General features: G+C 60.4%; 11 protein-coding genes and 1 tRNA gene. 8 read left to right on the forward strand and 4 right to left on the reverse strand.

Translation table 11 applies throughout. From position 1 onward, the window contains the following. Positions 1–150 precede the first annotated feature (150 nt). Entirely contained in the window at positions 151–1350 is a 1200-nt protein-coding gene (locus DWX25_RS02745; protein ID WP_117798742.1) for an MraY family glycosyltransferase, read from the reverse strand. Between the two features lie 534 nt (positions 1351–1884). Here DWX25_RS02745 and DWX25_RS02750 point away from each other — a divergent pair. The 5 genes from DWX25_RS02750 to proB all read left to right on the forward strand — a co-directional run bounded on the left by DWX25_RS02750 (position 1885) and on the right by proB (position 6368). Beyond that, the gene (locus DWX25_RS02750; protein WP_117763106.1) at positions 1885–2823 is read left to right on the forward strand and encodes a radical SAM protein; all 939 of its coding nucleotides are present in this window, start codon (positions 1885–1887) and stop codon (positions 2821–2823) included. A gap of 151 nt (positions 2824–2974) precedes the next feature. Then, a tRNA-Ala gene (locus DWX25_RS02755) sits at positions 2975–3047 on the forward strand. Between the two features lie 64 nt (positions 3048–3111). Beyond that, positions 3112–3570: a hypothetical protein gene (locus DWX25_RS02760; protein ID WP_117763105.1), complete on the forward strand. Its 459-nt coding sequence runs from the start codon at positions 3112–3114 to the stop codon at positions 3568–3570. 84 nt (positions 3571–3654) lie between these two features. Continuing rightward, positions 3655–5160, forward strand: a complete 1506-nt coding sequence (locus tag DWX25_RS02765; RefSeq protein WP_117798744.1) for a nicotinate phosphoribosyltransferase — start codon at positions 3655–3657, stop codon at positions 5158–5160. Between the two features lie 80 nt (positions 5161–5240). Beyond that, positions 5241–6368, forward strand: coding sequence for a glutamate 5-kinase (gene proB / locus DWX25_RS02770; protein ID WP_117743972.1), 1128 nt, complete (start codon positions 5241–5243; stop codon positions 6366–6368). A gap of 73 nt (positions 6369–6441) precedes the next feature. Here the strand turns inward: proB and DWX25_RS02775 are convergent, their stop codons facing one another. Next, entirely contained in the window at positions 6442–7860 is a 1419-nt protein-coding gene (locus DWX25_RS02775) for an alpha/beta fold hydrolase (RefSeq protein WP_117798746.1), read from the reverse strand. A 112-nt stretch (positions 7861–7972) separates the two neighbouring features. On the opposite strand from DWX25_RS02775, the gene DWX25_RS02780 reads away from it, so the two are divergent. Both DWX25_RS02780 and DWX25_RS02785 read left to right on the forward strand, forming a co-directional pair. Continuing rightward, a complete protein-coding gene (locus DWX25_RS02780) occupies positions 7973–9259 on the forward strand; it encodes a glutamate-5-semialdehyde dehydrogenase (protein ID WP_117798748.1) in 1287 nt (428 codons plus the stop codon). A gap of 216 nt (positions 9260–9475) precedes the next feature. Further along, positions 9476–10234 carry a transposase gene (locus DWX25_RS02785; protein ID WP_158557557.1) on the forward strand — a complete coding sequence of 253 codons (759 nt, stop codon included), beginning with the start codon at positions 9476–9478 and terminating at the stop codon, positions 10232–10234. Between the two features lie 63 nt (positions 10235–10297). Here DWX25_RS02785 and DWX25_RS02790 read toward each other — a convergent pair whose 3' ends face one another. Then, positions 10298–10897: an HD domain-containing protein gene (locus tag DWX25_RS02790; RefSeq protein WP_117798752.1), complete on the reverse strand. Its 600-nt coding sequence runs from the start codon at positions 10895–10897 to the stop codon at positions 10298–10300. Between the two features lie 108 nt (positions 10898–11005). Further along, positions 11006–11491, reverse strand: a complete 486-nt coding sequence (locus DWX25_RS02795; protein ID WP_006235480.1) for a CarD family transcriptional regulator — start codon at positions 11489–11491, stop codon at positions 11006–11008. A gap of 342 nt (positions 11492–11833) precedes the next feature. Here DWX25_RS02795 and argS point away from each other — a divergent pair, with 342 nt between their 5' ends. After that, positions 11834–13687, forward strand: a complete 1854-nt coding sequence (argS, locus tag DWX25_RS02800) for an arginine--tRNA ligase (protein WP_117743968.1) — start codon at positions 11834–11836, stop codon at positions 13685–13687. Positions 13688–14574: the final 887 nt, after the last annotated feature.

Consider the following 14574-nt stretch of genomic DNA (forward strand, 5'->3'; position numbering starts at 1 on the left):
CCTAACGTTCGTTCGCAGGTCTTGATGATAGCGTGTTTATTGAGGGGTGGGCGTGAGTGGGTGAGGGACTGTCGGGAGCCGGCTTTCATGTCCGTCACGCCGTCCGCGCGAACGGCTGCCAACGCCTTAGCCCATCCTCGCCAGCAAACCCTAGCGCCTGTGGTGCCGCTCTTCCTTACGCTCTTCCGCCGCCTGCTCCTCCTGCTTAAAGGCGGGGTCGTCGGGGGTTACCAGCTCGTCCTCGTGCGTGCGCTTGTTGTAATGGTGGCGCAGCACGGGCTCAAACAGGTGCAGGTGCTTGGCGAAGGCTGCCGAGCCAATGGCGAGCACGGTAAAGATGAGCACGCGCATGGGGACCTCGACCTGATTAATGGCGGCGGCGCCGGCCGAAAGCATGATGCACCAGGCATAGATGAGCAGTACGGCCTGCTTTTGGTTGTAGCCCTCCTGAATCAGGCGATGGTGGATGTGGCCCTTGTCGGCCTGCCCGATGCTAATGTGGGCGCGCTTGCGGCGCACGATGGCGCTAAACGTGTCGATGATGGGCACGCCGGCAACGATGAGCGGGATGATAAGCGAGGTGAGCGCGGCGGTGCGGCTCACGTTGAGCAGCGAGATGGAGCCCAGCGCAAAGCCCAGAAGCAGCGACCCCGAGTCGCCCAAGAAGATGCTTGCGGGGTTGAAGTTGTAGCGCAAAAAGGCCAGGCAGGCGCCAAAGAGCGCAATGGAGAGCGCGGCGGCGTCGATGCGCCCCGAGAGAACGGCCATCGAAAACATGGTGAACGACGCGATGCCGCAGATGCCTGTGGCCAAGCCGTCGAGGCCGTCGATGAGGTTAATGATGTTGGTGAATGCCACCAGATAGATCACGGTGATGGGGTAGGCGAGCCATCCGAGCATGATTTCGCCGGGGGCAAACGGGTTGACGATGACGACGATCCGCAAGCCGCCGATACAGGCGATGAGCGCGGCGAGTACCTGACCGGCCAGTTTTTGTTTGGGCTTGAGCTGATAGACGTCGTCGATAGCGCCGGTCGCAAAGATGACGGTAAAGGAGAGCGCCAGCATGGGATAGCTAATGTGAAGGCGTGGGTGCGGCACCAGGACGGGCGGCCAGCCTAGGTGCCAGGTGCCTAGGATTTGCACAATGCAGGCAACGACCAGGCCCAAAAACACCGCCGTTCCGCCCAAACGCGGGATGGGCTTGGTGTTGATGCGGCGCTTAGAAGGATAGTCGACGGCGTCGAGCTTAATTGCCAAGCGCTTGACCAGGGGCACCGTGAGGAAGGTCGTGATAAAGGCCGCCGCTGCCACGCATAGATACGGTATGTAGCTCGGGGATGAAGCCATGAATCTAAAAACCGCCAAGCGTCGAAGGAAAAGGTCAAAGGTTGCTACGCAAAAAGGCATAGCTGACCCATGATACTCGACCGAGGGGGTGCGGAGGTTTGCACCGTGCGATTATCACGTGCTTACCAGATATTGGGATGTTGGTGGGGATTCTGCTGGATGCCGCTGAGCGTCCATGTGGGGCCTGCAGCGGCGGTATTCAGAAAAATCGGCAAAAGAAAACCACCCCCCACGTTACGAAAATGAACCCACCTAAAACAGGTGGGTGCCCTCATCGACTGTTCCAGCGTCCTTAACAACGAAGGATACCTGTACTAGGTACGACTGTGTGGGCTCCCTAAATAAACGCGACGGTTCACCCAGTTGCTCCGCGGGGGGCGGAATATCTACATCATAAAGCGGCACTTTGTCGATTCCAGTCTTGACATTACAAAAATCGTGTCGGACGATTACGGCGCTTTTAGGCTCGAGCCGTCTGTGCGGCCTAGCCCTTTACGTTTGAGCTGCTGAATCGTTGTTTTGGAGCATGTTTTTATGCCGACGTCGTTGACCGAACTTTTTTCGCCCGCCTGCCATTTGTGTCCGCGCCGTTGCGGTGCGGCGCGCGATGAGGGCGCGCGCGGCGTATGCGGTGCTAACGACACGCTTAAGGTGGCCCGCGCCGCACTTCATATGTGGGAGGAGCCGCCCATTTCGGGCGAGGCCGGCTCGGGCACGATTTTCTTTAGTGGCTGCTCGCTCAAATGCGTCTACTGCCAGAACCACGAGATCTCGACCGGCAATTTTGGCCTTGAGATTTCGCCTGAGCGCCTGGTCGAGATTATGCTGGAACTGCAGGACCAGGGTGCCAACAACATCAATTTGGTGACGGCGACGCACTATGCGCACCTGTTGCCTGCCGCGATTGCCGCGGCACGGACGCGCGGGCTGGTCATCCCAATCGTCTACAACACGAGCGGTTACGAGCGCGCGAGTGCCGTGGCGGCGCTGGGCGACCTGGTCGATGTGTGGCTCACCGACTTTAAATATGCCGATGCCGGGCTTGCGCAGTCGCTTTCTCATATCAAGGACTATCCGCGCGTGGCCGTGTCGGGCCTGGCACAGATGGCGCGCGAGGTCGAGCGCCGCGGGGGAGAGCTGGTGGACGAGGACGGGCTCATGAAGCGCGGCATCATCGTGCGCCACCTGGTGCTGCCGGGGCATGCGGATGACTCGTGCCGCGTGCTAGACCTGGTGTGGCAGACGGTGGGCGATGTGCCGATCTCGGTCATGAACCAGTACACGCCCAATGCCCTCATGCGTGAACAAGGCGGCGATCTGGCGCGCGCCGTAACGCGCGAGGAGTATGAGCAAGTGCTCGACCATGCCGACGACCTGGGCTTTACGACGATGTTTTGGCAAGAGGGCGGAGCGGTAGACGAGAGCTTCACCCCAGCGTTTGACACCACCGGTGTTCTTACCAGCGCAAAGTAGCGCGTTTGCCGATGATTTTTCTGGGACGGGGATTAAAAAATCATCGGTTGGTTCGCTCGCTCGAAAAGTAGTCAAAAAAGCCCCGTCCCAAAAAGACTGGTTATTGGGCGTTGACAGTTGGCGAGCCGTAGGTAAAATATCGACTTGTCCTGGGGACGTAGCTCAGTTGGGAGAGCGCTGCCGTCGCATGGCAGAGGCCGAGGGTTCGACTCCCTTCGTCTCCACCCTTGGATTTGATAAGCCGTCGACATTGTGTCGGCGGCTTTTTTTGAAAGAAAGGGCTGCACCATGGCCGAGCTTGAGTCCCAACCACTGTCTTCCGAGGAGCGCGCCGAGTTGGAAGAGCTCCGCGCCGAGAAGGCTCGTCGCGAGGCCCAGGAAGAGGCACGCCGCGAGCGTGAGGAGCTGGCCGCCCTGCGTGCCGAGCGTGCGAAGGCCGAGGAGGTCGCCGCGAGCGCCGCATCCGCGCCGGCGCCCGCGCCCGCACTCAAGCCCGCTGCTGCGAAGCCTGCACCTGCCGCGCCCAAACCTCAGCCTAATAAGGTCGTTCGTTCCAAGTCCGTCGAGCCCAAGCCGAGCCGTGACGAGATGACCTTTGCCCAGCGCATGGTTACCTCCAAGGAGCCTACGGGCGAGAACGAGATCCCTGGCATGGCGCCGGCTCAAAAAATCATCATTGTCCTTGCCCTCATCGCGTTTGTCATCTTTATGGGCTACACGATCCTGACCAGCATGGGCCTGCTCTAACCGATTTACATCGGGTGCCATGCCCGAACACTCTGCCCTCGTCGAACCCTCAACCTCTGCACAACGCATCCGAAAGGTCGCCCCATGGCTTTGACCGATATCTCTCATCCCGCCGACATCGCAATGCTTACCGATCTGTACGAGCTCACTATGGCCCAGGGCCTGTGGGAGAGCGGCAAGGCCAATGAACAGGGTTGTTTTACCGCGTTTTACCGCGACCATCCCTTTGGCAGCTCCTATGCCGTCATGTGTGGCACCGCCGAACTGCCCGAGCTGGTCGAGAATCTGCGCTTTACGCCCGAGGACATCGACTACCTCGCCTCGCTCCAGGCCCCTGCCGGCGGCGCGATGTTCAAGCCTGGATTCCTCGACTACCTGCGCGATTTTCGTGCGCATGTAAACATCGACGCCGTGCCCGAGGGCGAGCTCGTCTTTCCGCGCGAGCCCATGGTGCGCGTCGCTGGCCCCGCGCTGGAGTGCCAGCTGCTCGAGACGGCGCTGCTCAACATCGTCGGATTTCAGACGCTTGTCGCCACCAAGACGGCGCGCGTGGTGCTCGCCGCCGACGGTCGCCCCGTGGCGGAGTTTGGCCTGCGCCGCGCCCAGGGTCCCGATGGCGGCCTTGCCGTCGCGCGTGCGAGCTACGTTGCCGGCTGCTCCTCTACGTCCAATGTGCTCGCCGGCCGCCGCTACGGTATTCCCGTCTTTGGCACGCATGCGCACAGCTGGGTGATGAGCTTCGATTCCGAGCTCGAGGCCTTCCGTGCCTTTGCCAAGTCGAGCCCCAAGAACTGTACGCTGCTTATCGACACCTATGACGTGCGCGAGGGCTGCGAGCATGCCATTACGGTTGCCAAGGAGATGGAGGCGGTGGGCGAGCGCCTGTCGGCTATTCGCATTGATTCGGGTGACCTTGCCAAGCTCTCCAAGTATGTTCGCGGCCGTTTTGATGCCGAGGGCCTGCCCTATGTGGGGATCTCGGTTTCTAACGATCTGGATGAGTACACGATTCAGTCGCTGCTCGACCAGGGCGCGCCCATCGACAGCTTTGGCGTGGGTACCAAGCTTGCGACCTGCTATGACCAGCCGGCGCTGGGTGGCGTGTACAAGCTTTCCGCCCGCCGTGCGAGCGAGGCAGATCCGTGGACGCCGGTGGTCAAGCTCTCCGAGCAGCCCTACAAGCGCACGATCCCGGGTGTGCAACGCGTGCGCCGTTATTACGACGGCTTTGGTGGCCCGGTCTGCGACATGATTTATGACGAGGACCATCTGGCAGGGGAGGGCGCCGCGCGCGGCAATACCCTCGTGGCCGTGAACGATGCCGCCCTGGTGACTGACGTGTCCGAACTTGAGTATCGCGAACTGCTGGTGCCGATCGTGCGCGATGGCAGTGCGGTGGCTCCGCGTGAGAGCATCCAGGACGCGCGCGAGCGCTGTGCTTGGGCGCTCGATCATCTGGATCCGGTCTACAAGCGCTTCCTGTATCCGCAGACCTACGTGGTGGGTATGGAACAGGGCCTGGCCCAGGTGCGCGACGAGCTCGTGCGCAAGAACATGGCCGCGGCTTCTGCCTTTCCCTGGGCAAAATGATTCGAAGGGGACGGAGGAAAACGGACTATTTTCCCGCTTGCTGGTTCGTCCGTTCGCTGAACATTCGATTGGTTTAACGTATGACGACTTCTTATAAAACGATGGTGGTAAAGATCGGTTCGTCCACGGTGGTGGGGGCCGACGGAAAGGTCAACCGTGCCTTTATCGGTGGACTTGCCGATCAGGCCGCAGCGCTGCGCAAGCTCGGCTGGCGTCTGGTCGTGGTGAGCTCGGGCGCTATCGCCTGTGGCTATCCCGTGTTGGGCTTCGACCGCAAGCCGGTCGGCGACCTGCCGAGCCTGCAGGCCTGCGCCTCGGCTGGTCAGTGCATCATCTCGTCGGCCTACGACGAGGAGTTCCATGCGCGCGACCTGCTCACCTCGCTCGTGCTGCTCACGCGCCACGACACGGCGCGCCGCACGTCCTACCTGCACGCGCGCGACGCCCTGCTGCGCCTGGTGGAGCTGGGCGTGGTGCCGGTTGTCAACGAGAACGATACCGTCACCGTCGACGAGATCAAGTTTGGCGACAACGACACGCTGGCGGCGCTTGTGAGCTGCCTGGTTTCTGCCGATCTGTGCGTGACGCTCTCGGACATCGATGGTCTTTATACTGCCAATCCGCATGAGGACCCCACGGCCGAGTTTGTCCCGGTCGTGCATAAGATCGATGCCAAGATTATTGCCTCGGCGGGCGATTCTTCGACCTCGGTGGGTACGGGCGGCATGATTACTAAGATTCGCGCGAGCCGCATTCTCATGACGGCGGGCATTCAGAGCGTGATTTGCTCGGGCGAGGAGCCCGATGCGCTCGTGCGTCTGGCCCGCGGCGAGAGCGTGGGCACGCTGTTCGATCCGCCGGCGGAGCGTCTGGACATCGCACCCCGCAAGCTGTGGATCGCACTGGGTGACAAGGCACATGGCTCGGTGACGGTCGATGATGGTGCTGCGAAGGCGCTGGTCAGCCGTGGCTCTTCCCTGCTTGCGGTGGGTATTCGCGAGGTCGATGGCGCGTTTGCCGAGGGCGATGTGCTCGACGTGTGCGACCCGAGCGGCATGGTCGTCGCCCGCGGTATCGCCGAGGCCGATTCGGACGTGCTGGAGCTTGCGGCCGGCCGCCGCCAGGATCAGATTGTCAGCAACCGCCTGCTGGCGGATCTGGCCGAGAAGCCCGCGATACACAGGGATAACTTGATCGTATTTGCATAAAGAAAGACAGTGCTGTGGATCGTTTCCCGCAGGGCTGTCTTTTTCGTGCCGGCACTTGGGGACGTTCCTTTTGTTAGAAGATCCGGCGCAGGTCTCCGCGGTTGAGGGCTTCGTCGAAGAGGTGCTTGAATACCACGCTGCCGTGCAGGCCGTCGTGCTCGAACTCGTTGGTCACCCAGGCGTGCGAGTTGCCCACGCGGCTGAGCGTGTCGAGCTGCATGCCCGAGTCCACGTACATGTCATCGAAGTATACTGCGGCCTGGAGCGGTACCTCGTTACAGGCCAGGCGATGCGGGTCGTAGATCTTGTCCCAGCTGGTGTCCTCCATCAGCAGGTCCATCGCCGGCTTGAAGGGCTTAAGTTCGGGCATCTGCTCAAACATCCACGGGAACATGGCCTCGCCGGTAAACATGAGCGGGCGTGCGAGGGTGTCGAACTCGGCACGATGGGCTTTCTCTTCTGCTGCGGCCCAGCGAATGGGCATGGTGTCGCCGTCGGCGTAGATGAACTCCTGCAGTGTCCAGTACAGCGGGTTCGTGCGCGTATTGGTGCGCTCGAAAGCGCGCATCAAAAAGCTGTCGGATACCGAGGCGCCGCAGCTCAGCGTGCCGTCACCATCAACAAACGCGTGGTCGATAATCCAGTGCATGCGCTCAAAGCTCGGCTTCATGCCAAAGTCGCTGCCCATGAGCTGCAGACGCTCGACCGTCATCGGCGAACCGTCGGGCAGTGCGGGCTTTTGCACCTCGATCGCATCGGCCAGCGCCGCCACGCGCTCGACATCGGCGGGGTAGCGGTCGTAATACTGCTGGGTCTTGGCCGCCATGCGCGGGAAAGTGCGCGCGTAGACCTCGCTGGCGCTCGCCGGCACGTGCGGAATGCCGCCGCAGGTAAAGCTTGCCGTCACGCCCTCCGGGAAGAGGGACAAATAACTCAGCGTCAAAAATCCGCCGTAGCTCTGGCCGATCGTGACCCAGGGCTTGCCGCCAAAGCCCACCAGACGCAGGTACTCAAAATCGCGCACGATGGAGCTGGCGAGGTGACGCTTGAGAAAGTCTGCCTGCGAGCGGGCCGCATCGGCGCCGGTTGCCTCCGCGCGCTCGCCCAGGGCTGCGATCGTGCGTCCGTCAACACAGCTGCTGCGTCCGGTGCCGCGCTGGTCGGGCAGCACGACACGGAAATGCTTGACGGCCTCCTCGATCCAGCCGTCGCTTGTGGGCGACAGCGGACGCGGGCTCTCGCCGCCGGGGCCGCCCTGCAAAAACAGGAGCAGCGGCAGATCGTCGTTGATGCGGTCGGGCGCGCAAACCACGCGGTAGAAGAGCTTGATGCTCTCGGGCGCGCCGGCGATTGGTGCCGGCATAGCGCCGCGGCGCATGGTGCTGCCGACGGCCAGGAGCATCGGCTCCAGGCCGCGCCAGTCAAGGGGGACGTCGATGCTGTGGTCCTCGACATAAAGGCCGGGGACGTGGTACGAAGTGATGAGCGCCATGTAATGCTTCCATTCGTTGCGGTGTTTCGGGTTGACCAATTCTACCGCCGCGGGCGAGGCCATGCGCAAATCGGCTACCATGGTTGCAAACTTCTAGGAGAAAGGGCCGCCCATGTCGGTCGATATAGCCACGTATGTCCACGATCTTGCCGTCGAGGCCAAGGCCGCTTCTGCCGCGCTTGCCACGGCGAGCGATGCCCAGCGCCAGGAGGCCGTGCGCGCCATGGCCGCGGCGCTGCGCGACGGTGTCGATTGCATCATTGCCGCCAACGAGCTCGATATGTCTGTCGCGCGCGATGCGGGCACCTCGGCCGGACTGCTCGACCGCCTGCTGTTGACGCGCGAGCGCGTTGACGGCATGGCCGCCGGCCTGGAGAAGCTCGCTGAGCTGCCCGATCCCGTGGGCCGCGTGCTCGACCATCGCGTGCTTGCAAGTGGTGTGGACCTTACGCGTGTGACTGTGCCGCTGGGTCTGGTTGCCATGGTCTACGAGGCACGTCCCAACGTGACGGCCGACGCCGCGGGCATCTGCATCCGCACCGGCAACGCCTGCATCCTGCGCGGCGGTTCGCTGGCGTATCACTCGTGCGCCATGATTGCCGAGCTGCTGGCCGATGCGCTTGAGGCCCAGGGTTTCCCGCGCGAGGCAGTGTCGATGATCGAGTCTACCGACCGCGAGGCCACCGGCGAGCTCATGAAGCTCCGCGGCATCGTCGATGTGCTCATTCCGCGTGGCGGTGCGGGCCTGATTCAGCGTTGTGTACGCGAGTCGCTCGTACCGGTGATCGAGACGGGCACGGGTAACTGTCACATCTACGTGCATGAATCCGCCGACTTTGATAAGGCGCTCAACATTATCGTCAACGCTAAGACGCAGCGCGTGGGCGTGTGCAATGCCGCCGAGTCGCTGCTGGTCGACCGCGCCGTGGCAGACACGTTTTTGCCCGCGGCTGTGGCTGTGCTGCACGACCACGGCGTGCTCATTCACGGCGACGAGGCCACGTGCGCCGCATGCGCCGACGCCGGTCTTGCCGAGGGCGACGACTACGTGGCCGCGACCGAGGAGGATTGGGGCCACGAGTATCTGGCGCTCGAGATGAGCGTGAAGGTCGTGGCGGACGAGGATGAGGCCATCGCGCACATCAACCGCTACGGCACCATGCATTCCGAGGCCATCATCGCCGAGGACGCGGACGCTTGCGAGCGCTTTTTGGATGAGATCGATGCCTCGGCCGTGTATGCCAATGCCAGTACGCGCTTCACCGACGGCGGCGAGTTTGGACTGGGCGCCGAGATCGGCATCTCGACCCAAAAGCTCCACGCCCGCGGCCCCTTTGCCGCCGAGGCCCTCACCACCTACAAATACAAGCTCCGCGGCACCGGCCAGGTCCGCCCCTAAACCTCTCGTAAGCAAAAACCACCACGAAGGGGACAGGCACCTTTGTGGTGGTTTTTGCTTCCTCGCGCATTCGTTCGTTGCTCAAGTGTATCTAAGCATATTTTCGTTAAGCAATAGATGGCATTTCGGCAGGTGGGCGGCATAATCGGTGAATAGATTCTCGCCGCTTTGCGTGCGTCGCGGGGTTATTTTTGACATGAGAGCAAGGAGATGCCCATGTCAAGAAAACCTCGGCAGAAATCGCAGATTGGCCTATATCACATTACGATGAGGGGCAACAGCAAGCAGCTTCTATTTGAGGATGATGCAGACAGGGGGCGGCTGTTGTCGCTTGTCCGGTCGTCGTTATCGAGGTTCAACGTCAAACTTATTGCTTGGTGCCTGATGGGCAATCACGTGCATCTTGTCGCGAGCGATCCCGATGATAACGTAAGTGAGTCCATGCACCTTGTCATGTCTTGCTACGCAACATGGTATAACCGCCGGCATGGGCATGTCGGCCACGTTTTTCAGGATAGATTTTCGAGCACTCCCATTTCGAGCGAGGAACATCTTCTCGATGCTATTCGATACGTGCATTTCAATCCGCAAAAAGCCGGTATTTGTCCGTATGGCGAGTATCGATGGAGCAGCCATCTGGATTATGCTGAACGCGACCCAGCTATTGCGACGGTCGATTTGGCGTTTGTTCGCCTTGCGTTTCCGCGCGCTTGCGACTATCGGGCCTTTATGGACGCATCCGATGTCGTGGTTGTTCGTCCGTCAGCGGGTGGGCGCATCGATGAAGATGAAGCTTTAGATGTGGGGATATCGCTGGTTCGCTCGTTTGGGCTGAGTGAGCTTTCCGATGTTAAAGCCCTCGATAAGGCCAAACGAAATGAGATTTTGGCTGCGATGCGGAGCGCCGGCCTTTCGATCCGTCAGATTCAGCGCCTGACGGGTGTAGGGGAGTGGTCGATTCGCAAGGCAGGTTAGCTCGTTCTGATGCAAACAAAAACCACCACAAAGGTGCCTGTCCCCTTTGTGGTGGTTTTAGTGTTAGGCCTGGAAGGTGTCGCGATCGGGAGCGAAGGACTGCATGGCCGCGATGGTGCGGTCAAAGAGCTCGGGGAGTTCCCAGCCCAGCATCTCGGCGCCCTGCGAAATCACGTCGCGCGAGCAGCCGGCGGCAAAGCGCTTGTCCTTGAACTTCTTCTTGAGCGACTTGGTCGTAAAGTCCATGACGCTCTTGCTCGGTCGCATGATGACGGCAGCTCCGATCAGGCCGGTGAGCTCATCGCAGGCAAACAGGATCTTTTCCATCTGCAGCTCGGGTTTGGGCAGCGAGGTATTGAAGTCCGACGTGTGCGTCTGGATGGCGCGAATGAGCTCGGGAGACGCACCTTCATCCTTAAGAATCTTGGCAGCATAGATGGTGTGGTTCATGGGGTCGTCCTCATGCTCCTCCCAATCCAGGTCGTGGAGCAGGCCGACGATGCCCCAGAACTCCTCGTTCTCGGGGTCGAACTCGCGCGCAAAGTAGCGCATGGTGCCCTCGACGGTTTCGCCATGGGTGATGTGGAACGGATCTTTGTTGTGCTCGTTGAGCAGTTCGAATGCACGGTCGCGGGTGATTCCGGCGGTAAGCGGCTCTGCCATAAGAGACTCCTTGTGCTCGTGGGTATCGATAAGAATGAATACTACTAGAACAAGAAAACCACCACAAAGGTGCCTGTTCCCTTTGTGGTGGTTTTTGGCGCGGATGGGTTAGTTGAGGGCGGCTTGGGCTAGGCGGGCTTCGGCGGCCTCCTCGGTGACACCAAGGGCCACGGCGAACTCCTCGATGGAGCGGCGTTTGGCCTCCTTGAGTACGCGCATGTAGTAGGAGCTGGGTTTTTTATCAGCTTCCTCGGCCTGGCGAATGCGGTGCATCATGGTCTTTGCCACGCGGACCGTCTCGGGCGCGCCCAGCTTGAGCTGCTGCTTAAAGTGCGTCTCCTCAAGCGAGCTGTTGCGCTCGGTAAAGGTGTCGCACTCCAGCTCGTCATAGTGGCTCAGCAGGTGCTCGGCATCCTGCTGAGAGATGGCGGCATGCAGACGGTCGGCTTGCGCCACGGGGTACATGAGGATCGTCTGCGCATGTCCCTGCTTGGTCTCGAGCAGCAACATGGGCTGCGGCGTGTCGTCCCTAAAACCGACGACGGTGCAGACTCCCTGGCCCGGATGAATGACGTGTTGACCGATTGAGAACATGCTACCTCCAGCTTATACGAATTTGCGTATGTCTAGAATACCACGCTGACGTGCGCAAACCATCGCTTTATGCAGGAAAAGCACACAATTCCGATAGGTAAGAGTATTCGATATTCCGAGCAGCTCATGCACGTGTTTATGCATTTTCGGCAGGTGCACAATCAGCAGGCAAACCGCCATCTTTGAGTGGCTCTGTGCGAGCTGTAGTCATTTTTGTGCATATGCAATATCGATTAACTTTACCCTGCGACAGTAGTTACCGCTTGTGATAGAGTGCTACAAACTCTGGCTTTTGCCCTACGAGTGACCAAGAGCTCGGGGGCTTTAACACAAGGAGGATCTATGCCCGAGAAGATTGAAGAGCTGGTACGCGCTGCGCTTGCTGCGGCCCAGGAGGCCGGCGACCTTTCCGCATTTGAACTTGACGATTGCGCTATCGAGCGACCGGCCGACACTTCTCATGGCGAGTGGACCTCCACCATGGCCCTGAAGTCCGCCAAGCTGGCTCACTGCGCCCCGCGCAAGATCGCCGAGGCCATCGTTGCCCATATGCCCGAGGACCCCGCGATTGAGAAGGTCGAGATCGCAGGCCCCGGCTTCATTAACTTCTACCTCTCCGTTGCCGTCAAGAACGCCATTTTTGGCGAGGCCCGCGAGAAAGGCATGGACTTCGCTAAGTCTAACGTCGGTGGTGGCCTGAAGACCCAGGTCGAGTTCGTCTCCGCCAACCCTGTCGGCCCCATGCACATCGGCCACGGCCGCTGGGCCGCTCTGGGCGACTCCCTTTGCCGCGTTATGGACCACGCCGGTTACGACATCCAGCGAGAGTTCTACATCAACGACCACGGTTCTCAGATGAACACCTTCGGCAACTCCATCAGCACGCGCTATATGCAGCTTGCCGATATCATTGCCAAGCAGGGCGTTGATATCGACGAGGCTCACAAGCTGCTGATCGCCGACCGTGACGCCTTCGTTGCCGACGAGAACGACGAGCATCCCGAGACCCATCCGTACCAGGACAACTTTGCCGAGACCCTGGGCAAGGACTCCTACGGCGGCGACTACATCATCGATGAGGCTGCCGAGTTCTGGCGTACCGACGGCGACAAGTGGGTCGACGCCGATCCGCAGGAGCGCATGGAGAGCTTCCGTGAGCGCGGCTATGTGAAGATGGTCGACAACATGCGCGACCTCTGCCACGCCGTCAACTGCGACTTCGATCGTTGGTACTCCGAGCGCTCGCTGTATGTGAAGGACACCGAGGGCGAGACCGCCGGCACCTCTGCCGTCGACCGCGCTTTTGAGAAGCTCGACAAGATGGGCTACCTCTACACCAAGGACGGCGCCCTGTGGTTCCGTTCCACCGATCTAGGCGACGACAAAGACCGCGTCCTGATCAAGTCCGACGGCGAGTACACCTACTTCGCCTCCGACGTCGCCTATCACTGGGATAAGTTCCAGCGCGTCGATCACGTCATCGACATCTGGGGCGCCGACCACCACGGTTACATCGAGCGCGTCCGCTGCGTCTGCGACGCTCTCGGTTACCCCGGTAAGTTCGAGGTTCTGCTGGGCCAACTCGTCAACCTGCTGCGCAACGGCAAGCCCGTCCGTATGTCCAAGCGTAAGGGTACCATGGTGACCCTGCAGGAGCTCGTCCATGAGGTCGGTTCCGATGCCGCTCGCTACACGCTCATCTCCAAGAGCTCCAATCAGATGGTCGACTTCGACATCGAGGCCGTTAAGAAGCGCGATAACTCCAACCCGGTCTATTACGTGCAGTATGCTCACGCCCGCGTGTGCTCCATCCTGCGCCGTGCCGCTGACGTTACGCCCGAGCAGGCTGACGAGATGGGCATGAAGGCCGTCGCCGCCAAGGCCATCGGTGAGAACGTCGATTACTCGCTGCTGACCGATCCGACCGAGCTCGCCCTTTCGCGTAAGCTCAACGAGCTCACCGACCTGATTGCCAGCTGCGCTCGTGATCGCGCCCCGTTCCGTCTGACGCATTTTGCCGAGGAGCTCGCCGGCGACTTCCATAGCTTCTACGCTGCCTGCCAGGTGCTGCCGAGCGAGGGCCGTCCCGTCGACCCCGAGCTTTCGCGTGCCCGTCTGGCCGCTTGCGACGCCGTTCGCGTGACGCTCGCCCTGGTGCTCACCCTCGTTGGCGTCTCCGCGCCCGAGCAGATGTAATCTGCGGTTCATTTGACCGTGTAGGTTCGGCTTTGCTGAGCCCTATAAGCCCGATCTCCATGCGGAGGTCGGGCTTTTTGCGTTTGGCGGGGCTTTTTGGCGTGTTGGAAAATGCTACAAAAAAGCAACTATACCGCTTTACGGGGCTGAATCGCTGCCTGGCGACCATAGCGACAGCAGTGAAAATAAAACCGCAGGTAGACGGCTTGCCGAATATTAAAAATGCAGGGTATGGTTGGCTTGCGCCGTTCTTGCACCGTAATCCGCCATAGTTTTGAAAATGACCCCTTGGGGACGGAGGAAAACGGATCATTTATGTCCCGGGGGAGAGCGGTACGAAACCGTCCGCCACGAATCGGACTTATCTACTACGTTTAGTCGCATACCCCGAACCATGTCGAAAGGCGCGATATTTAAAACCGCAGGTAGCGGGATTGCGATTTTAGGAAGACCGAGGGAATGGTCAGAGGTCGCGGGCCAAACGTAGTAGATAGGCGTGATTCGTAGCGAGTCGATCCTGGGACTGACGATTCTGCTCCCGTGTCTCGTGGTCACCACGATCTTTGGGGGCTCGGCTGGCCTCTCCATATAAGTTGCAGTGGAATAGTTCCTGTTTGGGGCGGCTGCCGGATTATTCAGGAGCTCTTTCACCGCAACTTAAGAGAGCTGGATTTCGCCGCCCGCGGCTTTGTAAAGAGTGCCCCTTTTGACTAGTCGTTTAAGAACGTCCTCAATGACTAAGTTGCAGGTGGCGGCGGTTGTGTTACACTAACGCTGCGTAGTTGACGCAATCATCTCGATACAGATCAATGATGTCCGTCGTTTTGAACGGAACTAGACTGTTTAGCCGCCCTGAAGGTTTATGCAGGGAGCATGTGATCACAGGG

The organism is Collinsella sp. AF18-8LB (assembly GCF_003459795.1).
Taxonomy (GTDB): domain Bacteria; phylum Actinomycetota; class Coriobacteriia; order Coriobacteriales; family Coriobacteriaceae; genus Collinsella.